General features: G+C 71.1%; 24 protein-coding genes. 20 read left to right on the forward strand and 4 right to left on the reverse strand.

Going from position 1 to position 24,247, the window contains the following annotated elements; all coding sequences use genetic code 11:
- Positions 1 to 43 precede the first annotated feature (43 nt).
- Both ACWGE1_RS27365 and ACWGE1_RS27370 read right to left on the reverse strand, forming a co-directional pair.
- A complete protein-coding gene (locus tag ACWGE1_RS27365; protein WP_453423132.1) occupies positions 44 to 1,273 on the reverse strand; it encodes a DUF349 domain-containing protein in 1,230 nt (409 codons plus the stop codon).
- A gap of 191 nt (positions 1,274 to 1,464) precedes the next feature.
- On the reverse strand, positions 1,465 to 2,256 hold the full coding sequence (locus ACWGE1_RS27370; protein WP_453423133.1) for a peptidylprolyl isomerase: 792 nt from the start codon (positions 2,254 to 2,256) through the stop codon (positions 1,465 to 1,467).
- Between the two features lie 153 nt (positions 2,257 to 2,409).
- Between ACWGE1_RS27370 and ACWGE1_RS27375 the strand changes: the two genes are divergently transcribed.
- The 4 genes from ACWGE1_RS27375 to ACWGE1_RS27390 all read left to right on the forward strand — a co-directional run bounded on the left by ACWGE1_RS27375 (position 2,410) and on the right by ACWGE1_RS27390 (position 6,526).
- On the forward strand, positions 2,410 to 3,120 hold the full coding sequence (locus tag ACWGE1_RS27375) for an MBL fold metallo-hydrolase (protein ID WP_453423134.1): 711 nt from the start codon (positions 2,410 to 2,412) through the stop codon (positions 3,118 to 3,120).
- A gap of 10 nt (positions 3,121 to 3,130) precedes the next feature.
- Positions 3,131 to 4,390, forward strand: coding sequence for a histidine--tRNA ligase (gene hisS, locus ACWGE1_RS27380; RefSeq protein WP_453423135.1), 1,260 nt, complete (start codon positions 3,131 to 3,133; stop codon positions 4,388 to 4,390).
- 121 nt (positions 4,391 to 4,511) lie between these two features.
- Positions 4,512 to 5,129, forward strand: coding sequence for a vitamin K epoxide reductase family protein (locus ACWGE1_RS27385; RefSeq protein WP_453423136.1), 618 nt, complete (start codon positions 4,512 to 4,514; stop codon positions 5,127 to 5,129).
- 41 nt (positions 5,130 to 5,170) lie between these two features.
- Positions 5,171 to 6,526 (forward strand): replication-associated recombination protein A, encoded by a 1,356-nt coding sequence (locus tag ACWGE1_RS27390; protein ID WP_453423137.1) that lies wholly within the window; start codon positions 5,171 to 5,173, stop codon positions 6,524 to 6,526.
- 263 nt (positions 6,527 to 6,789) lie between these two features.
- Here ACWGE1_RS27390 and ACWGE1_RS27395 read toward each other — a convergent pair whose 3' ends face one another.
- Positions 6,790 to 7,431 (reverse strand): DUF2470 domain-containing protein, encoded by a 642-nt coding sequence (locus ACWGE1_RS27395; RefSeq protein ID WP_453423138.1) that lies wholly within the window; start codon positions 7,429 to 7,431, stop codon positions 6,790 to 6,792.
- Positions 7,432 to 7,753: 322 nt separating this feature from the next.
- Between ACWGE1_RS27395 and rpsD the strand changes: the two genes are divergently transcribed.
- Entirely contained in the window at positions 7,754 to 8,365 is a 612-nt protein-coding gene (rpsD, locus tag ACWGE1_RS27400) for a 30S ribosomal protein S4 (RefSeq protein WP_008740451.1), read from the forward strand.
- 91 nt (positions 8,366 to 8,456) lie between these two features.
- Here rpsD and ACWGE1_RS27405 read toward each other — a convergent pair whose 3' ends face one another.
- Positions 8,457 to 10,643 carry an ATP-binding protein gene (locus ACWGE1_RS27405; RefSeq protein ID WP_453423139.1) on the reverse strand — a complete coding sequence of 729 codons (2,187 nt, stop codon included), beginning with the start codon at positions 10,641 to 10,643 and terminating at the stop codon, positions 8,457 to 8,459.
- A gap of 147 nt (positions 10,644 to 10,790) precedes the next feature.
- Between ACWGE1_RS27405 and ACWGE1_RS27410 the strand changes: the two genes are divergently transcribed.
- The 15 genes from ACWGE1_RS27410 to nusB all read left to right on the forward strand — a co-directional run bounded on the left by ACWGE1_RS27410 (position 10,791) and on the right by nusB (position 24,196).
- Positions 10,791 to 11,231: a DUF948 domain-containing protein gene (locus tag ACWGE1_RS27410; protein WP_453423140.1), complete on the forward strand. Its 441-nt coding sequence runs from the start codon at positions 10,791 to 10,793 to the stop codon at positions 11,229 to 11,231.
- Positions 11,232 to 11,239: 8 nt separating this feature from the next.
- A complete protein-coding gene (locus ACWGE1_RS27415; RefSeq protein WP_453423141.1) occupies positions 11,240 to 11,584 on the forward strand; it encodes a DUF6167 family protein in 345 nt (114 codons plus the stop codon).
- Positions 11,584 to 14,253: an alanine--tRNA ligase gene (gene alaS, locus ACWGE1_RS27420; protein ID WP_453423142.1), complete on the forward strand. Its 2,670-nt coding sequence runs from the start codon at positions 11,584 to 11,586 to the stop codon at positions 14,251 to 14,253. Before ACWGE1_RS27415 ends, alaS begins: the two co-directional genes overlap by 1 nt.
- A 2-nt stretch (positions 14,254 to 14,255) precedes the next feature.
- Entirely contained in the window at positions 14,256 to 14,726 is a 471-nt protein-coding gene (gene ruvX / locus ACWGE1_RS27425) for a Holliday junction resolvase RuvX (protein ID WP_150256582.1), read from the forward strand.
- Between the two features lie 128 nt (positions 14,727 to 14,854).
- On the forward strand, positions 14,855 to 16,621 hold the full coding sequence (gene mltG, locus ACWGE1_RS27430) for an endolytic transglycosylase MltG (RefSeq protein WP_453423143.1): 1,767 nt from the start codon (positions 14,855 to 14,857) through the stop codon (positions 16,619 to 16,621).
- Positions 16,622 to 16,627: 6 nt separating this feature from the next.
- On the forward strand, positions 16,628 to 17,452 hold the full coding sequence (locus ACWGE1_RS27435) for a shikimate dehydrogenase (protein ID WP_453423144.1): 825 nt from the start codon (positions 16,628 to 16,630) through the stop codon (positions 17,450 to 17,452).
- Positions 17,453 to 17,483: 31 nt separating this feature from the next.
- A complete protein-coding gene (locus ACWGE1_RS27440; RefSeq protein ID WP_453423145.1) occupies positions 17,484 to 17,675 on the forward strand; it encodes a hypothetical protein in 192 nt (63 codons plus the stop codon).
- Between the two features lie 132 nt (positions 17,676 to 17,807).
- A complete protein-coding gene (aroC, locus tag ACWGE1_RS27445; protein WP_453423146.1) occupies positions 17,808 to 18,992 on the forward strand; it encodes a chorismate synthase in 1,185 nt (394 codons plus the stop codon).
- The gene (locus ACWGE1_RS27450; RefSeq protein ID WP_453423147.1) at positions 18,989 to 19,507 is read left to right on the forward strand and encodes a shikimate kinase; all 519 of its coding nucleotides are present in this window, start codon (positions 18,989 to 18,991) and stop codon (positions 19,505 to 19,507) included. Before aroC ends, ACWGE1_RS27450 begins: the two co-directional genes overlap by 4 nt.
- Positions 19,504 to 20,595 (forward strand): 3-dehydroquinate synthase, encoded by a 1,092-nt coding sequence (gene aroB / locus ACWGE1_RS27455; RefSeq protein WP_453423148.1) that lies wholly within the window; start codon positions 19,504 to 19,506, stop codon positions 20,593 to 20,595. The genes ACWGE1_RS27450 and aroB overlap by 4 nt, the downstream gene beginning before the upstream one ends.
- On the forward strand, positions 20,592 to 21,032 hold the full coding sequence (gene aroQ, locus ACWGE1_RS27460; RefSeq protein ID WP_453423149.1) for a type II 3-dehydroquinate dehydratase: 441 nt from the start codon (positions 20,592 to 20,594) through the stop codon (positions 21,030 to 21,032). Before aroB ends, aroQ begins: the two co-directional genes overlap by 4 nt.
- A gap of 92 nt (positions 21,033 to 21,124) precedes the next feature.
- A complete protein-coding gene (locus ACWGE1_RS27465; protein ID WP_453423150.1) occupies positions 21,125 to 21,925 on the forward strand; it encodes an AAA family ATPase in 801 nt (266 codons plus the stop codon).
- Between the two features lie 100 nt (positions 21,926 to 22,025).
- A complete protein-coding gene (locus ACWGE1_RS27470; RefSeq protein ID WP_453423151.1) occupies positions 22,026 to 23,132 on the forward strand; it encodes an aminopeptidase P family protein in 1,107 nt (368 codons plus the stop codon).
- A 59-nt stretch (positions 23,133 to 23,191) separates the two neighbouring features.
- The gene (gene efp / locus ACWGE1_RS27475; protein ID WP_327386411.1) at positions 23,192 to 23,758 is read left to right on the forward strand and encodes an elongation factor P; all 567 of its coding nucleotides are present in this window, start codon (positions 23,192 to 23,194) and stop codon (positions 23,756 to 23,758) included.
- Between the two features lie 3 nt (positions 23,759 to 23,761).
- Complete coding sequence (gene nusB / locus ACWGE1_RS27480; protein WP_453423152.1) at positions 23,762 to 24,196, forward strand: transcription antitermination factor NusB; 435 nt, start codon at positions 23,762 to 23,764, stop codon at positions 24,194 to 24,196.
- Positions 24,197 to 24,247: the final 51 nt, after the last annotated feature.

Genomic DNA, 24,247 nt, shown 5'->3' on the forward strand with positions numbered 1-24,247 from the left:
GGTACTCGCGTACCGGGGCCGCCTCCTCGTGCGGGGCGGCCTGTCAGCCGCCGAACTCCTCCAGGCCCTTCAGAGCCTGGTCCAGCAGGGCCTGGCGGCCCTCCAGCTCGCGCGCCAGCTTGTCGGCCTTGGCGTTGTTGCCCGCCGCGCGCGCCGCGTCGATCTGCTCACGCAGCTTGTCGACCGCCGCCTGCAGCTGACCCGTGAGACCGGCCGCACGGGCCCGCGCCTCCGGGTTCGTACGACGCCACTCGCCCTCCTCGGCCTCCTGGATCGCCCGCTCGACGGAGTGCATCCGGCCCTCGACCTTCGGCCGGGCGTCCCGCGGCACGTGGCCGATGGCCTCCCAGCGCTCGTTGAGGGAGCGGAACGCGGCACGGGCCGCCTTCAGATCCGTGATCGGGACCAGCTTCTCGGCCTCGTCGGCCAGCTGCTCCTTCAGCTTCAGGTTCTCGATCTGCTCGGCGTCACGCTCGGCGAAGACCTCGCTGCGGGCCGCGAAGAACACGTCCTGCGCACCGCGGAAACGGTTCCACAGGTCGTCCTCGGACTCGCGCTGCGCCCGGCCCGCCGCCTTCCAGTCCGCCATCAGCTCGCGGTAGCGGGCGGCCGTCGGACCCCAGTCGGTCGACTTCGACAGCGACTCGGCCTCCGCGACCAGCTTCTCCTTGACCTTGCGGGCATCCTCGCGCTGCGCGTCCAGCGAGGCGAAGTGCGCCTTGCGGCGCTTGGAGAAGGCGGAACGGGCGTGGGAGAACCGGTGCCACAGCTCGTCGTCCGACTTGCGGTCCAGGCGCGGCAGCCCCTTCCAGATGTCCACCAGGGCGCGCAGCCGCTCACCGGCACTGCGCCACTGGTCGCTCTGCGCCAGCTGCTCGGCCTCGACGACCAGCGCGTCCTTGGCCGCACGGGCCTCGTCCGTCTGCTTGGCCTTCGCGACCTTGCGCTCCTCGCGGCGCGACTCCACGGTCGTGACCAGCTTGTCCAGCCGCACCCGCAGGGCGTCCAGGTCGCCCACGGCGTGGTGCTCGTCGACCTGCGTACGCAGGTGGTCGATCGCCGTCTGGGCGTCCTTGGCGGACAGATCAGTGGTCCGCACCCGCTTTTCGAGGAGGCCGATCTCGACCACCAGGCCCTCGTACTTGCGCTCGAAATAGGCCAGGGCCTCCTCAGGGGTGCCGGCCTGCCACGATCCGACGACCTGCTCGCCATCGGAAGTACGCACGTACACGGTGCCCGTCTCGTCGACTCGGCCCCACGGGTCGCTGCTCACAGCGCCTCCTCCACCTGATGCCTTGCGAGGGGTTCACCCCCTGGGCATCGTCCACAGTTTCCTGGGGCGGGCAGCGCCCGCCCTGCACAACGCCAACATAGGCGACCGCCGGGCCGGCTGTCCGCATCCCGCACGACGGAATATCGGCGTACGGGATGCGGGCCGGCCGGGCCCGGGGCCGCCGCATCACGTCAGTTCTGCGTGACCGCGCCCTTCTCGATCTTGACCTCGGTCTTCGGCGCGCCGTCCTGGCCGCCGTCGACCGTACCGGCCTTCGCGATCTCCTCGAGGACCTTCAGGCCGGCCGCGTCGATCTTGCCGAACGGGGTGTACGTCGGCGTCAGCGGGCTGTCCTTGTAGACCAGGAAGAACTGGCTGCCGCCCGAGCCGGGCTGACCCGTGTTCGCCATCGCCACCGTGCCGGCCGGGTAGACGACCTGGCCCTGCTCGTTGGGCTTGCCCAGCGAGTCGAGGTTCTCGTCCGCGATGTTGTAGCCGGGGCCGCCCCGGCCGGTGCCCTCGGGGTCGCCGCACTGGAGCACGAAGATCCCGCCGGCCGTCAGGCGGTGGCACTTGGTGTTGTTGAAGTAGCCCTTGTCGGCGAGCGACTTGAAGGAGTTCACGGTCTGCGGGGTCTTCGCCGCGTCCATCGTGAAGTTGATGTCACCCGCGCTGGTCTTCAGCGCGAAGGTGTACTTCGCCTTCTGGTCGATCGCCATCTCCGGCGAGGGGGACTGCTTGGGCGCGGGCTCGCTCGCCGAGGCCGACGGGCTCGCGGACGGGTCCGCGGCCTGGTCCTTCTTGTCCTTGTCGAAGACACCGCCGACGATCAGGCCCACCAGTGTCGCGATCACCACCGCCAACGCCGCGCCGATCACGGCCGCCCGCTGGCGCGACTTCTTCCGGGCCTCGGCCCGGCGCTTCTGCTGGCGCTCGTACTTCTCCTTGGCGAGCTGTCGCCGTCGCTGATCGCTCGTGACCACCGGGTCGTCTCCTTGTACGTGTCTGGTACTGCTGTCCGGGCTGGGATAGGCCGTACCGTATATGGGTTCGCTGTGTAATGAGCGGCGCCGGTAGGCTCTGAGCAGCAGGATTCCTGTCTGCAGCCTCCCGCCGGACGACGATTGAGGACGAACGTGCTGATTGCCGGGTTCCCCGCAGGCGCTTGGGGCACCAACTGCTACGTGGTCGCCCCCGCCGCCGGTGAGGAGTGCGTCATCATCGACCCGGGCCACCAGGCCGCCCAGGGTGTCGAGGAGACGCTCAAGAAGCATCGGCTCAAGCCCGTCGCGGTCGTGCTGACCCATGGCCACATCGATCATGTGGCCTCGGTGGTCCCGGTGTGCGGAGCACACGACGTACCGGCCTGGATCCACCCCGAGGACCGCTTCATGATGAGCGACCCGGAGAAGGCGCTGGGCCGCTCCATCGGGATGCCGCTCATGGGCGAGCTGACCGTGGGGGAGCCGGACGACGTCCGCGAGCTCACCGACGGCGCCGCCCTGAAATTGGCCGGAATGGAATTCTCCGTGGCGCACGCGCCGGGGCATACCAAGGGGTCGGTGACCTTCCGGATGCCCGAGCTGGCCGACATCCCGCCGGTCTTCTTCTCGGGCGACCTGCTCTTCGCCGGCTCCATCGGACGCACCGACCTGCCCGGCGGCTCCCACGCCGAGATCCTCGAGTCGCTGGCCCGCGTGTGCCTGCCGCTCGACGACTCGACCGTGGTGCTGTCCGGCCACGGTCCCCAGACCACCATCGGCCGTGAGCGCGCGACCAACCCGTACCTGCGGGAGGTCGCCGCCGGGCTCGGAGACGGCACCGCCGCTCCACGACGAGGAATGTGACAAAAGCTTCGTGGCTACTTTCCAGGCCCCCAAGGGCACGTACGACCTGATCCCGCCGGTCTCCGTGAAGTACCTCGCAGTGCGCGAGGCCATCGCGGCGCCCCTGCGCAACTCCGGCTACGGCTACATCGAGACCCCCGGCTTCGAGGACGTGGGCCTCTTCGCCCGCGGCGTCGGCGAGTCCACCGACATCGTCTCCAAGGAGATGTACGCCTTCGAGACCAAGGGCGGCGACCAGCTGGCCCTGCGCCCCGAGGGCACGGCCTCCGTGCTGCGCGCGGCGCTGGAGGCGAGCCTGCACAAGAAGGGCAACCTGCCGGTCAAGCTCTGGTACTCCGGCTCGTACTACCGCTACGAGAAGCCGCAGGCGGGCCGCTACCGCCACTTCTCCCAGGTCGGCGCCGAGGCCATCGGAGCCGAGGACCCGGCCCTGGACGCCGAGCTGATCATCCTGGCCGACCAGGCGTACCGCTCGCTGGGCCTGCGCAACTTCCGGATCCTGCTGAACTCGCTGGGCGACAAGGAGTGCCGCCCGGTGTACCGCGAGGCGCTCCAGTCCTTCCTGAGCGGCCTCGACCTCGACGCGGAGACCGTGCGCCGGGCCGAGATCAACCCGCTGCGCGTGCTCGACGACAAGCGCACCGAGGTGCAGAAGCAGCTCGTCGGCGCCCCGGTGCTGCGGGACTACCTGTGCGACGCGTGCAAGGCGTACCACGAGCAGGTCCGCGCCCTGGTGACGGCGGCCGGCGTGCCCTTCGAGGACGACGAGAAGCTGGTGCGCGGGCTGGACTACTACACCCGCACCACCTTCGAGTTCGTCCACGACGGCCTGGGCTCGCAGTCCGCGGTCGGTGGCGGCGGCCGCTACGACGGTCTGTCCGAGATGATCGGCGGACCGGCCCTGCCGTCGGTGGGCTGGGCGCTCGGCGTGGACCGTACGGTCCTCGCGCTCCAGGCCGAGGGCGTGGAGCTCGACATCCCGGCGTCGACGTCGGTGTTCGCGGTGGCGCTGGGCGAGGCCAAGGCGACCGTGTTCGGGCTCGTGACGCAGTTGCGCAAGGCGGGCGTCGCGGCGGACATGTCGTACGGCGGCAAGGGCCTCAAGGGCGCCATGAAGGACGCGAACCGCAGCGGTGCGCGCTTCGCGGTCGTCGTGGGCGAGCGGGACCTGGCCGAGGGCGTCGTCCAGTTGAAGGACATGGAGTCCGGCGAGCAGTCGGCCGTACCCGTGGCGGAACTGGTCGACACGGTCCGGGCCCGCCTCGCCTGACGGCAGCGGAACGGGAGCGCTCAGGACGGGGCCGGGGATCCTTCCCCGGCCCCGTCCGTTCACAGGCTCATGCGGCACAATGGCCCGTGCTTGATCACCTTGCAGATGTGGAGCGGGCGGTATGACGACACGAAGTGCGGACGCGGACACCGCCCGGGGCAGGACCGTCGGGGGAAGCCGGGCCCTGGCCATCCTGCTGGTCATCACGGGGGCCGCGGGTCTGCTCGCCGCCTGGGTGATCACGATCGACAAGTTCAAGCTGCTGGAGGACCCGGACTTCAAGCCGGCCTGCAGCCTCAACCCGATCGTCTCCTGCGGCAACATCATGACGAGCGACCAGGCGTCGGCCTTCGGGTTCCCGAACCCGATGCTCGGACTCGTCGCCTACGGCATCGTGATCTGCGTCGGCATGAGCATGCTGGCCGGGGCCTCGTTCCGCCGCTGGTACTGGCTGACGTTCAACGCGGGCACCCTCTTCGGCGTCGTGTTCTGCGCCTGGCTCATGTACCAGTCGCTGTACAACATCAACTCGCTCTGCCTGTGGTGCTGCCTGGCCTGGGTCGCCACGATCTTCATGTTCTGGTACGTCACCTCTCACAACGTCCGCGAGGGGCTGCTGCCGGCGCCGGGCTGGCTGAGGTCCTTCCTCGACGAGTTCACCTGGGTCCTGCCCGTGCTGCACGTCGGGATCATCGGGATGCTGATCCTGACCCGCTGGTGGGACTTCTGGACCTCCTGACGGCGAGCGGCCCTGTCGGTGGGCTCGCATAGGCTTCCTGTGTGGAACCAGACCTGTTCACCGCCGCTGCCGAAGACCGCCGGGAGAAGGACCCCGCGAGCTCCCCGCTCGCCGTCCGGATGCGCCCGCGCACCCTGGACGAGGTCGTCGGCCAGCAGCACCTGCTGAAGCCCGGATCACCGCTGCGGCGGCTGGTCGGGGAAGGGGCGGGCGGCCCGGCCGGTGCCTCGTCGGTGATCCTCTGGGGCCCGCCCGGCATCGGGAAGACGACACTGGCGTACGTGGTCAGCCAGGCCACGCAGAAGCGGTTCGTGGAGCTCTCCGCCATCACGGCGGGCGTCAAGGAAGTACGGGCCGTCATCGAGGGCGCCAAGCGCGCGGCCGGCGGGTACGGCAAGGAGACCGTCCTCTTCCTCGACGAGATCCACCGCTTCAGCAAGGCGCAGCAGGACTCGCTGCTCCCCGCCGTGGAGAACCGCTGGGTGACGCTGATCGCGGCCACCACCGAGAACCCGTACTTCTCGATCATCTCCCCGCTGCTGTCGCGCTCGCTGCTGCTGACGCTGGAACCGCTGACGGACGGGGACCTGAGCGCGCTGATGGGGCGCGCGCTCACCGAGGAGCGGGGCCTGGCCGGGGCCGTGTCCCTCCCGGCGGACGCGGAGGCGCACCTGCTGCGGATCGCGGGCGGCGACGCCCGGCGGGCGCTGACGGCGCTGGAGGCCGGTGCCGGGTCGGCCATCGCCAAGGGTGAGGACGAGATCACCCTCCAGACGCTGGAGGAGGCGGTCGACCGCGCGGCGGTCCGGTACGACAAGGACGGCGACCAGCACTACGACGTGGCGAGCGCGCTGATCAAATCGATCCGCGGCTCGGACGTGGACGCCGCGCTGCACTACCTGGCGCGCATGATCGAGGCCGGTGAGGACCCCCGGTTCATCGCGCGCCGCCTGATGATCTCCGCGAGCGAGGACATCGGCCTGGCGGACCCGACGGCCCTGCCGATCGCGGTGGCCGCGGCCCAGGCGGTGGCGATGATCGGCTTCCCGGAGGCGGCGCTGACCCTGTCGCACGCCACGATCGCGCTGGCGCTGGCCCCGAAGTCGAACACCGCCACCACCGCGATCGGCGCGGCGCTCGCCGACGTGCGGGCCGGGCTGGCGGGCGCCGTCCCGCCGCACCTGCGCGACGGGCACTACAAGGGCGCGGCCAAGCTGGGGCACGCGCAGGGGTACGTGTACCCGCACGACGTGCCGGGCGCGATCGCGGCGCAGCAGTACGCGCCGGACGAGATCCAGGGCAAGCGGTACTACGAGCCGACGCGGTACGGCGCCGAGGCCCGCTACGCGGACGTGGTGGAGAAGGTCCGCGAGCGGCTCCGGGGCGCCGGGTCCTGACCCGCGGCGCCACTGCGGGGGTGCTGCCCGCAGGCGGCGCCCGGCGGACCGGCCAGCAGAGTGTCGGCCCAGACCGGAAGGCGGCCTGGCCCTGGGCTCCCCGCATGCGACGCCGTACACCGCGCATTGCCGCCACCCGCGAGTACGCCCGCCGCCGCGCCGGCATCAAGGCGAAGTACGGGCGTCCGTGACCGCGCCGGAGAAGCTCGCCCTGCAGGACATGCCGGCCACCTGCGCCCCGTGAGGCCCCGGGGCCCTGCGGCCTAGTGGGAGGCCGCCGAGAACAGGGAGTGCATCGCCCGGCGCAGGCCGCAGATGTCCGCCACCGGCTCCGGGAAGTCGAAGCGGGCGTCGAAGGAGCCGGCCGGGCCGCCGGTGAAGCGGACCCGCAGGCCCAGCCGGTCCAGGGAGAGCGGGACGGCGCTCATCCCGCGGGCCTCGCGGGCGCCGAGCAAGCCGCACAGCTCGCCGAGCCGGTCACCGTGCGCCGCGTGCAGGTGCTGCAGCAGCTCCGTCTCGTGCGCGACCATCGGGTCCGGCTCCGCCGCGGCCAGGTCCTCCGGGTCCACGTGCTCGGCGCCCCACAGGTCGTCCACCGAGATCTCGCCGACCTCCAGGCGCAGCAGCATCCAGGCCGGGCGGCCGGTGTGCGGGGGGTCGAGGGACTCCCGCATGCCCAGCAGCTCGCCCACCGGATGCCGCTCGGCGAGCAGCGCCGCGCAGGCCGCGCGCTCCTCCCCGCGCACCGGCGTCAGCCACCCGGCCAGCCAGGCGCGGCCTCGGATACGATGTGGGACGGACACCGGCGCCACGTCCGTGATCTCGATCACGGCGGTGAGGTCGTCGTCCTGGGCGTGAGCGGCTGCTCTGGCAGCCGTGGATTCCCCGGAAACAAGGAGAATCACGTCCCCGTCCGGGGTGACGGTCCGTGCGACCGGCAGCCCTGTCCCGAACTCCTCGGCATCGTGACTGTCACGAGCACCGATCAGAGTGAGGGATACTGAGGCGTTGGACTCTACGAGGGTTCGTACGCGTTCGGCTCCGGTGAGCTGCCGAACGCCTTCCCTGGGACGCGGCTGACCTTGCTTATCGTCGGCGCAAGCGGATTCTGTTTCGTCTGAATCCGAACTGCGTTGCGCACTGGGCAGGGGGATCCCATGTGGTCGAGACATTACGTCCTCCTCGCTAAGGTAAGCCTCACCTAACTTACATGGAGGTAGGTTCCCCGTGAACCAGAAGCGACCCAAGGTCAAGAAGTCGCGTGCCCTCGGCATTGCGCTGACCCCGAAGGCCGTCAAGTACTTCGAGGCCCGCCCCTACCCGCCGGGCGAGCACGGCCGTGGCCGCAAGCAGAACTCGGACTACAAGGTTCGTCTGCTCGAGAAGCAGCGTCTGCGCGCTCAGTACGACATCTCTGAGCGTCAGATGGCCCGCGCGTACGACCGCGCCAAGAAGGCCGAAGGCAAGACGGGCGAGGCGCTTGTCGTCGAGCTCGAGCGTCGCCTCGACGCCCTGGTTCTGCGTTCGGGCATCGCCCGCACCATCTACCAGGCCCGCCAGATGGTCGTTCACGGCCACATCGAGGTCAACGGTGACAAGGTCGACAAGCCGTCGTTCCGTGTCCGTCCGGACGACGTCATCACCGTGCGCGAGCGCAGCCGCGAGAAGGTTCCGTTCCAGGTTGCCCGTGAGGGTGGCTACGCAGGCGAGGGCGAGACCCCGCGCTACCTGCAGGTCAACCTGAAGGCCCTGGCCTTCCGCCTGGACCGCGACCCGAACCGCAAGGAAATCCCGGTCATCTGCGACGAGCAGCTCGTCGTCGAGTACTACGCCCGCTGATGCAGGCCTAGTCTCACTGGCTGGTCAGCCCGCCGTCCCCTTCGGGGGGCGGCGGGTTTTCCCCTTTCCGGCCCGGTCCGCCGGACGCCCCCTACGGCTGGTCCGCCGCGGCCCGCGTCGACACCCTGGGGCCGCGCGTCCCGCCGCCGCCCCGTGCTCCCGGCCGGGACGCCCCGCCGGCCGCGCCACCGCGCTCCTCCGGGCTGCTCAGCGCACGCCCCACCAGGGCCTCACGGCTCAGCTCCCGCCCCTCGGCCTCGTACGCCGCGTAGCGCTCGGCGCCCAGCAGCTCGCCCGCCCGCTCCCGGCACATCAGCCGCGGGGCGTTGAAGTACCCCGAGCCGAACAGCTGCAGCCCCACCCCGCCCCACATCGGCTCCGCCGCCCCCTGGAGCACCGCGGCCTCGGCCGCGTCCCCTTCCGCCACCGTGACCAGCGCGAGCAGCTCCAGCGCGAGCACCAGCCCGACCAGGTCGTGGAAGACGTGGTTGATCGCCACGCACTCGGTCAGCAGCCGCCGGGCCTCCAGCGTGCGCCCCGCGTCGAGCGCCGCGTACGCGAGGACGTACAGGGCGTACGCCTTCGTCCAGCGCTCCCCGCGCTCCTCGCAGATCTCCCGGACCTCCCCGCACAGCGCGAGCGCGCCCGGCAGGTCCCCGAGGAAGGCCAGTGCCATCCCCAGCTCCACCTGGCACATCAGTACGTTGCTGTTCAGCTCGCCGGCCGCCCGGTACTGCTCCAGCGCCGTACCCAGCAGCTCCCGGGCCCGGGCCATGTCGTCCGAGACCAGTGCCAGGCATCCCATCCGGTGCACCGCGTAGGCCGCCGCCACCGGGTTCCCGCTCTGCGCCGCCCCGTCCCGGCACTCGTACAGGGCGCTCATCGAGGCCGCCGCGTCCCCCTGGAGGGCGGCGACGTAGCCCAGCACCCACAGGGCCTTCAGCCGCGAGCTCTCGTACTCCACCGTCCGGTCCACCGGCTCCAGGGTCCGGTCCAGCCAGTGTCGGCCCTCGGTCAGGCGCCCGCAGCCCGCCCAGTAGAACCACAGGGTCCCCGCCAGGTACTGGCCCAGATGCGCCTCGTCCGGCTCGTCCAGGCAGCACTCCAGGGCGAGCCGGAGATTCGGCAGCTCCGCCTCCACCAGCGCGGCCACCTCCTGCTGGCGCGGGCTGAACCAGTCCAGCTCGCACCACGTCGCCAGCCCCACGTACCAGTCCCGGTGGCGCCGCCGCAGGCGCCCCGCGTCGCCGAGCGACTCCAGCCAGCCCGCCCCGTACACCCGTACGGTCTCCAGCATCCGCAGGCGCACCCCGGCGGGCGTCTCCTCCCGGACCAGCAGGGACTGGGCCAGCAGCTCCCCGACCAGGTCCAGCACGTCCTCCACCGGCAGATCCGGGCCCGCGCACACGTACTCGACGGCGTCGAGGTCGAACTGCCCCGCGAACACCGACAGCCGCGCCCACAGCAGCCGCTCCGCGGGCGTGCACAGTTCATGGCTCCAGCCGATGGCGGTCCGCAGCGCCCGGTGGCGGGCGAGGCCGCCGCGCCCACCGCCGGTCAGCAGCGCGAAGCGGTCCTCCAGCCGGGCCAGCACCTGCGCGGGGGACAGGGCCCGCAGCCGGCCCGCCGCCAGCTCCAGTGCGAGCGGGATCCCGTCGAGGCGGGCGCACAGCTCGACGAGGGCGGCCCGGTTCTCCGAGGTCACGGCGAAGGCCGGGTCGGCCGCGGAAGCCCGCGCCACCAGCAGGGCCAGCGCCTCCTCAGGGGCCGGCGGGGCCAGCGGGAGGGCCAGCTCCCCGTCCAGGGCCAGCGGCCGCCGGCCCGCCGCGAGGACGTACAGGCCGGGACAGCGCCGCAGCAGCTCCCGCACCAGGTCGGCGCTCTCGTCGACCAGCTGCTCGAAACCGTCCAGGACCAGCAGCAGCCGCCGCCCGGCGAGATGCTCGGCCAGCACGGTCCGGGGCGGTCGGGTGGTGTGGTCGGTCAGCTCCAGTGCCTCGGCGAGGGCCAGCTCCAGCAGCGCCGGATCCCGGACGGTGGCCAGCTCGGCCAGCCACACCCCGTCGCAGTAGCGTTCCTGCGATCCCTCCCCGGCGGCCCGGGCCGCTGCGAGGACGAGCCGGGACTTGCCGACCCCGCCCACGCCGGTCACCGTCACGAGCCGTGAGGACTCCATGAGCCGCTCCAGCTCGGCGAGTTCGCCACCCCGCCCGATGAACCGGCCGAGCTCCGAGGGAAGATTGCCCCCGGCAGTACTTCGAAGGGGTCTCTGTCGCATGGGACACGGAGGGTACTGGTCCGGATGCGCTGCGTTCAAGGCGGGCCCCGACCACCCCGAATTCCGGTACGGCCGGGGATCCCCGGCGCGATAGGGTCGGAGGGCGAATAGTCGTGCAGTTCAGGAACAGACAGAGAGCGGTGTGACGTGTCCGGTGTAGAGGTGGCCGGGATCATCGTGGCCGTCTTCTGGGCGATCCTGATCTCCTTCCTCGCCGTGGCTCTGGTGAGGCTGGCCCAGGTGCTCAGGGCGACCACCAAGCTGGTGGCCGACGTGACCGACCAGGCCGTCCCGCTGCTGGCCGACGCCTCCACCACCGTCCGCTCCGCGCGCACCCAGCTCGACCGGGTCGACGCCATCGCGAGCGACGTCCAGGAGGTCACCTCGAACGCCTCCGCACTGTCCTCCACCGTGGCCACCGCCTTCGGCGGGCCGCTGGTGAAGGTCGCGGCCTTCGGCTACGGCGTCCGCAAGGCGCTGGGCAAGGGGGATGCCGCGTCGGGCGGCATGCCGCCGAAGGCATCCCGACGTACCGTGATCGTTGGCCGTACGGTGCCTGCCGCCCGGCGCCGTAAGCAGAAGGGCTGAGACCGCCGATGTTCCGCCGAGCCTTCTGGTTCACCGCCGGCGCAGCCGCCGGCGTGTGGGCCACCACCAAGGTCAACCGCCAGCTGAAGAAGCTGACGCCGGAGAGTCTCGCCGCCCAGGCCGCCGACAAGGCCGTGGAGGCGGGTCACCGCCTCAAGGACTTCGCCCTCGACGTCAAGGCGGGAATGACGCAGCGCGAGGACGAGCTGAACGATGCGCTGGGGCTCCACCAGGACCCCGAACGGCCCGACAACGTCACGGCCCTGCCCGGGCCGCGGCGGCTGCGGGCCATCGAGAACAGCAAGACCACCCACCGACCAAAGTTTTCGTACGACCGGAATGAGGACCACTGATGGAGTCGGCTGAAATTCGCCGCCGCTGGCTGAGCTTCTTCGAGGAGCGCGGTCACGCCGTTGTCCCTTCGGCGTCGCTCATCGCGGACGACCCGACTCTGCTGCTGGTCAACGCGGGCATGGTCCCGTTCAAGCCGTACTTCCTCGGCGAGACCAAGCCTCCGGCCCCGCGGGCCACCAGCGTGCAGAAGTGCGTCCGTACGCCGGACATCGAAGAGGTCGGCAAGACCACGCGGCACGGCACGTTCTTCCAGATGTGCGGCAACTTCTCCTTCGGGGACTACTTCAAGGAAGGCGCCATCAAGTACGCCTGGGAGCTGCTCACCAGCTCCGTGGCGGACGGCGGCTACGGCCTCGAGCCGGAGAAGCTCTGGATCACCGTCTACCTCGACGACGACGAGGCCGAGCAGATCTGGCGCGAGAAGATCGGCGTGCCCGCCGAGCGCATCCAGCGTCTGGGCAAGAAGGACAACTTCTGGTCCATGGGCGTCCCCGGCCCCTGCGGCCCGTGCTCGGAGATCAACTACGACCGCGGCCCCGAGTTCGGCGTCGAGGGCGGCCCGGCCGTCAACGACGAGCGCTACGTGGAGATCTGGAACCTGGTCTTCATGCAGTACGAGCGCGGCGCCGGCGACGGGAAGGAAGACTTCCCGATCCTCGGCGACCTGCCGTCGAAGAACATCGACACGGGTCTGGGTCTCGAGCGCCTCGCCATGATCCTGCAGGGCGTGCAGAACATGTACGAGACCGACACCCTGCGCGTGGTCATGGACAAGGCCACCGAGCTGACCGGCGTGCAGTACGGCGCCGCCCAGGGCACCGACGTGTCGATGCGCGTGGTCGCCGACCACATCCGCACCTCCGTCATGCTCATCGGCGACGGCGTCACCCCCGGCAACGAGGGCCGCGGCTACGTGCTGCGCCGCATCATGCGCCGCGCCATCCGCAACATGCGTCTCATGGGCGCCACCGGTCCCGTCGTCCAGGACCTGGTCGACGTCGTGATCAACACGATGGGTCAGCAGTACCCCGAGCTCGTCACCGACCGCAAGCGCATCGAGACCGTCGCGCTCGCCGAGGAGGCCGCGTTCCTCAAGGCCGTCAAGGGTGGCACCAACATCCTCGACACCGCCGTGACCGAGACCAAGGCCGCCGGCGGCACGGTCCTCTCCGGCGACAAGGCGTTCCTGCTCCACGACACCTGGGGCTTCCCGATCGACCTCACCCTGGAGATGGCCGCCGAGCAGGGCCTCTCCGTGGACGAGCCCGGCTTCCGCCGCCTGATGCAGGAGCAGCGCGACCGGGCCAAGGCCGACGCCAAGGCCAAGAAGACCGGCCACGCGGACATGTCCGCCTACCGGGAGATCGCCGACGGCTCGGGCGCCACCGAGTTCACCGGCTACGCCACCAACCAGGGCGAGTCCACCATCGTCGGCCTGCTGGTCAACGGCCTCTCCGCGCCCGCCGCCTCCGAGGGCGACGAGGTCGAGGTCGTCCTCGACCGCACCCCCTTCTACGCCGAGGGCGGCGGCCAGCTCGCCGACCAGGGCCGGATCAAGCTCGACACCGGCGCCGTCATCGAGGTCCGGGACGTCCAGCAGCCGGTCCCGGGCGTCTCCGTGCACAAGGGCACCGTCCAGGTCGGCGAGGTGACGGTGGGCGCCTCCGCGTACGCCGCCATCGACGTGCACCGCCGCCGGGCCATCGCCCGTGCCCACTCGGCCACGCACCTGACCCACCAGGCGCTGCGCGACGCCCTCGGCCCGACGGCCGCCCAGGCCGGTTCGGAGAACTCCCCGGGCCGTTTCCGCTTCGACTTCGGTTCCCCGAACGCCGTCCCGGGCTCGGTCCTCACCGACGTCGAGCAGAAGATCAACGACGTGCTGTCGCGCGAGCTCGACGTCACCGCCGAGATCATGAGCATCGACGAGGCGAAGAAGCAGGGCGCCATCGCCGAGTTCGGCGAGAAGTACGGCGAGCGCGTCCGCGTGGTCACCATCGGCGACTTCTCCAAGGAGCTGTGCGGTGGCACCCACGTCGGCAACACCTCCCAGCTGGGTCTGGTGAAGCTGCTCGGCGAGTCCTCCATCGGCTCCGGCGTGCGCCGTGTCGAGGCCCTGGTGGGCGTGGACGCGTACAACTTCCTCGCCAAGGAGCACACGGTCGTCGCCCAGCTCCAGGAGCTGGTCAAGGGCCGTCCGGAGGAGCTGCCGGAGAAGATCGCCTCCATGCTCGGCAAGCTGAAGGACGCCGAGAAGGAGATCGAGAAGTTCCGCGCGGAGAAGGTCCTCCAGGCCGCCGCCGGTCTCGCCGCGAACGCCCAGGACATCCGCGGCGTCGCCCTCGTCGTCGGCCAGGTGGCGGACGGCATCGGCGCCGACGACCTGCGCAAGCTGGTCCTCGACGTCCGGGGCCGCATCCAGGGCGACCGCCCGGCCGTCGTGGCCCTGTTCACCGTCGCCGGTGGCCGCCCGCTGACCGTCATCGCCACCAACGAGGCCGCCCGCGAGCGTGGCCTCAAGGCCGGCGACCTGGTCCGTACGGCCGCCAAGACCCTCGGCGGTGGTGGCGGCGGCAAGCCGGACGTCGCCCAGGGCGGCGGCCAGAACCCGGCCGCCGTTCCGGAGGCCATCAGCGCCGTCGAGCGCCTCGTCGTCGAGACGGTCTGACGATGACGCTGCGCCGCGGCCGCCGGCTCGCCATCGATGTCGGGGACGCCCGGATCGGGGTCGCCTCGTGCGACCCCGACGGGGTGCTGGCCACTCCGGTGGAAACCGTTCCGGGCCGGGACATCCCCTTCGCCCACCGGCGGCTGCGGCAGCTCGTCGAGGAGTACGAGCCCCTCGAAGTCGTGGTCGGCCTCCCCCGCTCGCTCAGCGGGCGGGAGGGGCCGGCCGCGGCCAAGGTGCGCGCCTTCGCGAACGAACTCGCCAAGGGCATCAAGCCGGTGACGGTCCGACTGGTGGACGAGCGGATGACGACGGTCACCGCCGCCCAGGGTCTGAGGGCCTCCGGGAAGAACGCCAAGAAGGGCCGGTCGGTCATCGATCAGGCCGCCGCTGTGGTGATCCTTCAGAACGCTCTTGAGACCGAACGGGTATCAGGTAATCCGCCTGGTGAGTGCGTCGAAGTGGTTGTCTGATCGCGATACGGTAACGTTCCGCGCGATGAGACGGCATTCGAACAGCCGTCGCCCACCGTCAAAGAGGCGGAACCGGGTGCCACGGACGACGGAGTCCGTGGCCTCCGTCTCGCGGCTCTAGGGGACCGATGACTGAGTATGGCCGGGGCCGTGGCCCCGAACCCTGGCACCCCGAGGACCCCCTTTACGGGGACCAGGGGTGGACCGGGCACCAGACCCAGCAGGGCCAGGTGCCCTACGGCGGTGCCCCGCAGCAGGAATATCAGCAGGAGCCCCAGTACCAGCAGCAGTACCCCCAGCAGCCGCAGTACCAGGAGTACCCGGCGTACCAGCAGCAGCAGTATGCGCCGCAGCAGTACCCGCAGGGGCAGTACCCGCAGCAACAGCAACAGCAGCAGTACGCGGCCCAGCAGTACGCCGAGCAGCAGCGGGCCTATGCCCAGCAGCAGCAGGCGCAGCCCCAGCCGCAGCAGCCCGTGTACGACAACCAGGGCTGGGACACCGGCCAGGGCCAGTACACGGCCGCGGTGCAGACCGACATGTACACGCACGTGGACCCCTACACCCAGCAGCCCGTGGCGGGCTACCCCGGTGAGGCCCCCGACCTGTACAGCACGGAGGACGCCTACGCGCCGCCGCAGCCCCCGGGCCGGCGTCACCTGGAGCCCGAGCCCGAGCCCGTCGAGGAGGAGGAGCCCGAGAGCGGCCTCCTCACCGCCGGGGGCGGCCGTGACGGCGACGACGACGGGGACGGCGACGAGCCCGGTGACGGTCGCCGGGGCGGGCGTTCGAAGGGCGGCAAGCCCAAGAAGCGCAGCGGCACGGCCTGCCTGGTCGTCGCGGTCGTCATCCTCGGCGTGGTCGGCGGTGGCGGCTACTACGGCTACAACTACATCAAGGCCAGGTTCAGCTCGGCCGAGGACTTCGCGGGCGAGGGCAGCGGCGACATCGTCGAGGTCGAGATCCCCAAGGGCTCGGGCCTCATGCAGATGGGCCTGATCCTCAAGAAGGCGGGCGTCGTCGCGAGCGGCCAGGCGTTCGTCGACGCCGCGTCCAAGCTCCCGTCGGGCAAGGCCATCCAGGCCGGTGTCTACCCGCTCCGGAAGAAGATGTCGGCCGCGTCCGCGGTCGAGGTGATGAGCGACCCTTCGAAGCTGAACGTGATCACGGTCACCGAAGGCATGCGCAACACCGCGGTGTACGCCGCGATCGACAAGAAGCTGGGCCAGCAGGAGGGCACCACCGCCGAGATCGCCAAGCGCGAGATCAAGAATCTCGGCCTGCCGGCCTGGGCGAACAACAACCCGAAGCTGATCGACCCGCTCGAGGGCTTCCTGTATCCGGCGCGCTACGACCTCAGCAAGGACAGCACCCCCGACTCCCTGCTCAAGCAGATGGTCAAGAACGCGACCGACAAGTACACGGAGCTGGGCCTCGAGGGCAAGGCCAAGGAGCTGGGCCTGGAGAATCCGCTCCAGGTGGTCACGGTCGCCAGCCTCGTCAACGCCGAGGGCAAGAACCACGACGACTTCCGGAAGATGGCCGAGGTCGTCTACAACCGCCTCAAGAAGACCAACGACGTCACGAACCAGAAGCTCCAGTTCGATTCGACGTACAACTACGTCAAGAACCAGAGCGAGATCAACTTCAACCTGAAGGAAGCCCAGGCCTTCGACCACCCCTACAACACGCACTTCGTCAGGGGACTGCCCACCGGGCCGATCAACAACCCGGGCCTGGACGCGCTGACCGCTACGCTCAACCCGGACCACGGCGGCTGGATGTTCTTCGTGTCGGTCGACGGCAAGACCACGACCTTCACCAAGACCTACGAAGAGCACACCAAGCTGGCCAACGAGTTCCAGGAACGGCAGAAGCAGAAGAACGGCGGATAGCAGGACATGTCACGCATAAGGGCCGCGGTGTTGGGTTCGCCCATCGAGCACTCCCTCTCACCGGTGCTGCACCGCGCCGCTTATCAGGAGCTCGGCCTCGACGACTGGTCGTACGACCGCTTCGAGATCGACGAGGCCGCGCTCCCGCAGTTCGTCGCCGGGCTCGGCCCCGAGTGGGCCGGGCTGTCGCTGACCATGCCGCTCAAGCGGGCGATCATCCCCCTGCTGGACGGCATCAGCGACACGGCCGCCTCCGTCGAGACGGTCAACACGGTCGTCCTCACCGAGGACGGCCGACGCCTCGGCGACAACACCGACATCCCCGGCATCGTCGCCGCGCTCCACGAGCGCGGCGTCGAGAAGGTGCCCTCCGCGGCCGTCCTCGGCGCCGGGGCCACCGCCTCCTCGGCGCTCGCCGCCCTCGCGAGGATCTGCTCCGGCGAGGTCACGGCGTACGTCCGCTCCACGGCCCGCGCCGATGAGATGCGGCACTGGGGCGAGCGGCTCGGCGTCCCCGTCCGCACGGCCGACTGGTCCGAGGCGGCCGCGGCACTGTCCGCGCCGCTGGTGATCGCCACCACCCCGGCCGGTACGACGGACGCCCTGGCGGCGTCCGTGCCCGAGGGCGCGGGCACCCTCTTCGACGTCCTCTACGACCCCTGGCCCACGGCGCTGGCCGCGGCCTGGTCGGGGCGGGGCGGCCAGGTCGTCGGCGGGCTGGACCTCCTGGTCCACCAGGCCGTCCTCCAGGTCGAGCGGATGACGGGCCGGACCCCGGGTCCGCTGGCGGCGATGAGGGCCGCCGGAGAGCGGGCACTGGCCTCCCGTTAGGCTTTCCACCTGCGTATTCACAGGGGGAAGCATGGACGGGAACAGCACTGATCAAGAACTGGCGTCGAAGTGGGATCTCCCCTTCGTGCTCTTCGCCATGGCCAGGGTGGCCTTCGGCGGCCTGCCCCTCTGGGCCAAGGCGGTCGTGATCGGACTCCTCGGTTCCGTCGTCCTGTGGGGGGCGATCACCTGGCACCGCGAGCGCGGCAGGCGGGTCCGCTGACGCCTTGGGCGTCCGATAGCTGGACCGGGGCCCGATAAACCCCTCCGGACATGGGAGGATCGGGTGAGGCGGGTCCGGGCCGCGCACCCGATCGCGCCGTCGCTGTACCAGGCGCGAGCATGAGGAGCATCGTTGAGCAGGTTGCGTTGGCTGACCGCCGGGGAGTCCCACGGACCGGCACTGGTGGCGACGCTGGAGGGGCTTCCCGCCGGCGTTCCGGTCACCACCGAGCTGGTGGCCGACCACTTGGCCCGGCGCCGGCTCGGCTACGGCCGCGGTGCCCGGATGAAGTTCGAGCAGGACGAGATCACCTTCCTGGGCGGAGTCCGGCACGGTCTGTCGCTGGGTTCGCCCGTGGCCGTGATGGTCGGCAACAGTGAGTGGCCCAAGTGGGAGACGGTCATGTCGGCCGACCCGGTCGACCCCTCCCTGCTCAAGGACACCGGCCGCAACGCGCCGCTGACCCGTCCGCGGCCCGGCCACGCCGACCTCGCCGGCATGCAGAAGTACGGCTTCGACGAGGCCCGGCCGATCCTGGAGCGCGCGAGCGCCCGGGAGACCGCCGCCCGCGTCGCGCTCGGCGCGATCGCCCGCTCCTTCCTCAAGGAGGTCGCCGGCATCGAGATCGTCTCGCATGTGGTGGAACTGGCCGCGGCCAAGGCCCCGTACGGCGTCTACCCGACCCCGGCCGACGTAGAGAAGCTCGACGCCGACCCGGTGCGCTGCCTCGACGCCGACGCGAGCAAGGCGATGGTCGCGGAGATCGACCAGGCCCACAAGGACGGCGACACCCTCGGCGGCGTCGTCGAGGTGCTGGCGTACGGGGTCCCGGTCGGCCTCGGCTCGCACGTCCACTGGGACCGCCGTCTCGACGCCCGGCTCGCCGCCGCCCTCATGGGCATCCAGGCCATCAAGGGCGTCGAGGTCGGCGACGGCTTCGAGCTCGCCCGCGTGCCCGGCTCGAAGGCGCACGACGAGATCGTCTCCACCCCCGAGGGCATCAAGCGCACCTCCGGCCGCTCCGGCGGCACCGAAGGCGGCCTGACCACCGGCGAACTGCTGCGCGTCCGCGCCGCGATGAAGCCCATCGCGACCGTCCCGCGCGCCCTGGCGACCGTCGACGTGGCCACCGGAGAGGCTACGGTGGCCCACCACCAGCGCTCCGACGTGTGCGCCGTGCCGGCCGCCGGCATCGTCGCCGAGGCCATGGTCGCCCTCGTGCTGGCCGACGCCGTCGTCGAGAAGTTCGGCGGCGACTCGGTCCCCGAGACCCGCCGCAACGTCCAGTCCTACCTCGACAACCTGCAGATCCGGTGACGGGCGGACCGCTCGTCGTCCTCGTCGGGCCCATGGGGTCCGGCAAGTCCACGGTGGGGGCGCTGCTCGCCGAGCGGCTCGGCGTCCCCTACCGGGACACCGACGCCGACATCGTCCTGGCCCAGGGCCGGGAGATCTCCGACATCTTCGTCGACGAGGGCGAGCCGTACTTCCGTGAGCTGGAGCGGCAGGCGGTCGCCGCGGCCGTCGCCGAGCACACCGGAGTCCTCGCCCTCGGCGGCGGCGCCGTCCTCGACGAGGGCACCCGCGAGCTGCTGGCCGGCCTGCCCGTCGCCTATCTGTCGATGGACGTCGAGGAAGCCGTACGGCGCGTGGGCCTCGGCGCCGCGCGCCCGCTGCTCGCCGTCAACCCGCGCCGCCAGTGGCGCGAGCTGATGGACGCCCGGCGCCCCCTGTACACCGAAGTCGCGCGCGTCGTGGTGGCCACCGACGACCGCACCCCCGAAGAGGTCGCCCAGGCGGTCCTCGACGCTCTGGAGTTGAAGGACGTATGACAGACCAGGTGACGCGGATCCAGGTCGGCGCGAGCGCCGGACACGACGCGTACGACGTGCTGGTCGGGCATCAGCTGCTCGGCGAGCTCGGCTCCCTGATCGGTACGAAGGCCCAGCGGGTCGCCGTGATCCACCCCGAGGCGCTCGCCTCGACCGGTGAGGCGCTGCGCGACGACCTGGCCGATCAGGGCTACGAGGCGATCGCCATCCAGGTGCCGAACGCCGAAGAGGCCAAGACGGTCGAGGTGGCCGCCTACTGCTGGAAGGCTCTCGGCCAGTCCGGCTTCACCCGTACCGACGTGATCGTCGGCGTCGGCGGGGGAGCCACCACCGACCTCGCGGGCTTCGTCGCGGCCAGCTGGCTGCGCGGGGTGCGCTGGGTCGCCGTACCGACCACGGTCCTCGCGATGGTGGACGCGGCGGTCGGCGGCAAGACCGGCATCAACACCGCCGAGGGCAAGAACCTCGTGGGCGCCTTCCACCCGCCGGCGGGTGTGCTGTGCGACCTGGCGGCGCTGGACTCGCTGCCGGTCAACGACTACGTCAGCGGCCTCGCCGAGATCATCAAGGCCGGTTTCATCGCCGACCCGGTCATCCTCGACCTGATCGAGGCGGACCCGGCGGCGGCGCGCACGCCCGAGGGCCCGCACACCGCCGAGCTCATCGTGCGCTCCATCCAGGTCAAGGCCGACGTGGTCTCCAGCGACCTCAAGGAGTCGGGACTCCGCGAGATCCTCAACTACGGCCACACCCTCGCGCACGCCATCGAGAAGAACGAGCGCTACAAGTGGCGGCACGGCGCGGCCGTGTCCGTCGGCATGGTCTTCGCCGCCGAACTGGGCCGGCTCGCGGGCCGCCTCGACGACGCGACGGCCGACCGGCACAAGGAGGTGCTCGCCTCGGTGGGGCTGCCGCTGACCTACCGCGGTGACCAGTGGCCCAAGCTGCTCCAGACCATGCAGGTCGACAAGAAGTCCCGCGGCAACCTGCTGCGCTTCATCGTCCTCGACGGGCTGGCCAAGCCGACCGTGCTGGAGGGTCCCGACCCGGCGCACCTGATCGCCGCCTACGGCGAGGTGTCGGCGTGAGCCGGCGCGTGTTCGTGCTGAACGGCCCGAACCTGGGCCGGCTCGGCTCGCGCGAGCCCGACGTGTACGGGGCCACCTCGTACGCGGGCCTGGTGGAGAGCTGCCGTTCGCTGGGCGAGGAGCTCGGCTTCGACGTCGAGGTCCGCGAGACCAACGACGAGGGCGAGCTGATCCGCTGGCTGCACGAGGCGGCGGACGGGAAGATCCCCGTGGTCATCAACCCGGGGGCCTTCACCCACTACTCGTACGGCATGCGGGACGCGGCCGCGCAGCGCACGGCGCCGCTGATCGAGGTGCACATCTCGAACCCGTACGCCCGGGAGGAGTTCCGCCACACCTCGGTCATCGCTGCCGTGGCGACCGGGACGGTGGCGGGCTTCGGCATCGGTTCGTACCGGCTGGCGCTGCGCGCACTGGCGGACGAGATCCCCGCCTGACACCCTGCCTGACGGTGCTGGTGGACGGCCGGACCCCGGCAGTCATATAACGTTCTCGCATCAGTCGCCGGAACGAGACGGAGTGGCAGCGGATGCAGCACGGAGTGGGGGGCGGGGGCGCGGGCTGGGGGCAGCCGGGACCGCGCCCGTCGGCGCCCCCTCAGCCGCCGATACCCCCGGCGCAGGGCTGGCCGGGTTCACCCCCGCCGCCGTCCCCGCACCAGCCGCCCCACCAGCCCCACCAGCCCCACCAGCACCATCAGTCGCATCAAGTGCCTGCCGTGCCGGAGACCACCGGACACATCCCGCTGCCGCCCGCCGTCGCGGGTACCGGCGGGGCCGTCCTCGCCGTACTGCTGATCGGCCCGGCCGGCGCGGGCAAGACCACGGTCGCCCGGCACTGGGCCAGCACCCGGCCGGTACCGACCGCACACGTGAGCCTGGACGACGTCCGCGAGTGGGTCTGCTCCGGCTTCGCCGACCCGCAGGCGGGCTGGAACGAGCACTCCGAGGCCCAGTACCGGCTCGCCCGCCGCACCTGCGGCTTCGCCGCCCGCAACTACCTGGCCAACGGCATCTCCTGCATCCTGGACGACGCCGTCTTCCCCGACCGGCCCGTGGTGGGCCTCGGCGGCTGGAAGCGGCACGTTGGCCCCAACCTGCTGCCGGTGGTGCTCCTGCCCGGCCTGGAGATCGTCCTGGAGCGCAACGCCGAGCGCTCCGGCAACCGCCGGCTCTCCGACGAGGAGGTCGCGCGGATCCACGGCCGGATGGCCGGCTGGTACGGCTCCGGCCTGCCGATCATCGACAACACCCACCTCGACGTCGAGGGCACCGCCCGCGCCCTCGACGAGGCCCTGGCCCGCGCCCTGTCGGCCCCCGGCGGCTGGTAGCCGTTCCGAGGAGTGCGCGGGGCATGCCGGGCGCGTGCCCGGGGCCCGTCCGGACGCGCTCGCCGGGCCGGATCCGCGGGGCGCTCGTACGCTCGAAGACATGTCAGACGTGTACGCCGCCCGCCGGGACCTGCTTCGCGACCGATGCGCCGCCGCGGGGAACGCCGCCGCACTGATCACGCGTCCGGCGAACGTCCGCTACCTCTCCGGGGCGTCCCCGCTCGGCGCGGTGCTGCTCGTCGGCCCCGCCGAGGACATGCTGTTCTGTGCCGGTGCGCCCACCGGCGAGGCCGACGAGGGCCGCCTCGACGAACACCTGAACGTCTCCGTCCTGGGCAGCCCCGGCGGGGACCCGGCCGTGGCCGCCGCCGACCTGGCCGCCTCCGTACGCGCCGACTCGCTCGCGGTGGAGGAACACCACCTGACCGTCGGGCGGCACCGGGCCCTGCGCTCCGTCGCGCCCGGGCTGCGCCTCGCCGACCTCGGCACCGCCGTGGAGCAGCAGCGCCTGGTCAAGGACGAGGAGGAGATCGCCTACCTGCGGATCGCGGCCGAGATCGCCGACCAGGCGCTCGGCGAGCTGCTGGAGTCCATCCTCGTCGGACGCACCGAACGGCACCTCGCCCTGGAGCTGGAGCGGCGGCTCGTCGACCACGGGGCGGACGGTCCGGCCTTCCCGACCTCCGTCGGCACCGGCCCGCACTCCGGCCGCTCCCGGCACCGGCCCTCGGACCGCAGGGTGGAGGAGGGCGACTTCCTCACCGTCTGCCTGGGTGCCAACTACCGTGGCTACCGCTGCGAGATCGGCCGGACCTTCGTGATCGGGACCAGCCCGGCCGACTGGCAGATCGAGCTGTACGACCTCGTCTTCACCGCCCAGCGGGCCGGGCGCGAGGCCCTGCTGCCGGGGGCCGCGTACCGGGACGTGGACCATGCGGCGCGCTCCGTCCTGGACTCCGCGGGCCACACGGAAGCGCTTGCTCCGTGGACCGGACACGGCGTGGGCCTCGAAATCGACGAGGACCCGCAGCTTGCACCTACGGCAATGGGTAAACTGGACGCTTGCGTGCCGGTCACCGTCGAACCGGGGGTTCACCTCCCGGGCCGGGGAGGTGTCCGGATCGATGACACGCTCGTCGTACGCCCCGAGGCGGACGGCGGTCCCGAGCTACTCACCATTACGACCAAGGAGCTGCTCGCGCTCTAGCCCGCAGTGCCGGGCTGTGCGCGCACCCGTGGTCTTCCAGTGCAGGAGATTCCGCAACCGTGGCTTCCACGAACGACCTCAAGAACGGCATGGTGCTGAAGCTCGACGGGGGCCAGCTCTGGTCCGTCGTCGAGTTCCAGCACGTCAAGCCCGGCAAGGGCCCGGCCTTCGTGCGCACCAAGCTCAAGCACGTGCTCTCCGGCAAGGTCGTCGACAAGACGTTCAACGCCGGCACCAAGGTCGAGACGGCCACCATCGACCGCCGTGACATGCAGTTCTCGTACATGGACGGCGAGTACTTCGTCTTCATGGACATGACCACCTTCGACCAGCTGATGGTGGACAAGAAGGCTGTCGGCGACGCCGCCAACTTCCTCATCGAGGGCTTCACCGCCTCCGTCGCCCAGCACGAGGGCGAGGTGCTCTACGTCGAGCTCCCGGCCGCGGTCGAGCTCAAGATCGAGCACACCGACCCGGGCGTCCAGGGCGACCGCTCCACCGGTGGCACCAAGCCCGCCACCCTGGAGACCGGCTACGAGATCCAGGTCCCGCTCTTCGTCACCACCGGCGAGACGGTCAAGGTCGACACCCGCACCAGCGACTACCTCGGCCGGAAGAGCAACTAACCCGTGGCTGCTCGGAGCAATGCGCGCAAGCGCGCCTTCCAGATCCTCTTCGAGGCGGACCAGCGCGGGGTGTCCGTGCGCGAGGTCCTCGCGGACTGGATCCGCCACGCGCGGTCGGACGACCGGCAGCCGCCGGTCAGCGCCTTCACGATGGATCTCGTCGAGGGTTACGCCGACAAGGTGAACCGCATCGACGACCTGATCATCACCTACGCCGTGGACTGGGAACTCGACCGCATGCCGGTCGCGGACCGGAACATCCTGCGGCTCGGTGCCTACGAGCTGATCTGGGTGGACGACACCCCGGACGCCGTGGCCATCGACGAGGCCGTCCAGCTGGCCAAGGAGTTCTCGACGGACGAGTCCCCCTCGTTCGTGAACGGGCTGCTGGCCCGCTTCAAGGACCTGAAGCCGAGCCTGCGGCGCAGCGAGAGCTGACCGCACGGCCCAGCGCCGGCACCGTCATACGGAAGGGCCCGCAACGTACGC

The sequence above is a fragment of the Streptomyces sp. NPDC054932 genome (genome assembly GCF_053610205.1).

Excerpts from the sequence above, each read along its gene's own strand:
- ACWGE1_RS27385 (WP_453423136.1), top strand. The coding sequence starts at position 4,512 with ATGACGACACGAAGTGCGGACGCGGACACCGCCCGGGGCAGGACCGTC.
- ACWGE1_RS27405 (WP_453423139.1), bottom strand. The coding sequence starts at position 10,643 with ATGCGACAGAGACCCCTTCGAAGTACTGCCGGGGGCAATCTTCCCTCG.
- ACWGE1_RS27415 (WP_453423141.1), top strand. The coding sequence starts at position 11,240 with ATGTTCCGCCGAGCCTTCTGGTTCACCGCCGGCGCAGCCGCCGGCGTG.
- alaS (WP_453423142.1), top strand. The coding sequence starts at position 11,584 with ATGGAGTCGGCTGAAATTCGCCGCCGCTGGCTGAGCTTCTTCGAGGAG.
- ruvX (WP_150256582.1), top strand. The coding sequence starts at position 14,256 with ATGACGCTGCGCCGCGGCCGCCGGCTCGCCATCGATGTCGGGGACGCC.
- mltG (WP_453423143.1), top strand. The coding sequence starts at position 14,855 with ATGACTGAGTATGGCCGGGGCCGTGGCCCCGAACCCTGGCACCCCGAG.
- ACWGE1_RS27435 (WP_453423144.1), top strand. The coding sequence starts at position 16,628 with ATGTCACGCATAAGGGCCGCGGTGTTGGGTTCGCCCATCGAGCACTCC.
- ACWGE1_RS27440 (WP_453423145.1), top strand. The coding sequence starts at position 17,484 with ATGGACGGGAACAGCACTGATCAAGAACTGGCGTCGAAGTGGGATCTC.
- aroB (WP_453423148.1), top strand. The coding sequence starts at position 19,504 with ATGACAGACCAGGTGACGCGGATCCAGGTCGGCGCGAGCGCCGGACAC.
- ACWGE1_RS27465 (WP_453423150.1), top strand. The coding sequence starts at position 21,125 with ATGCAGCACGGAGTGGGGGGCGGGGGCGCGGGCTGGGGGCAGCCGGGA.
- ACWGE1_RS27470 (WP_453423151.1), top strand. The coding sequence starts at position 22,026 with ATGTCAGACGTGTACGCCGCCCGCCGGGACCTGCTTCGCGACCGATGC.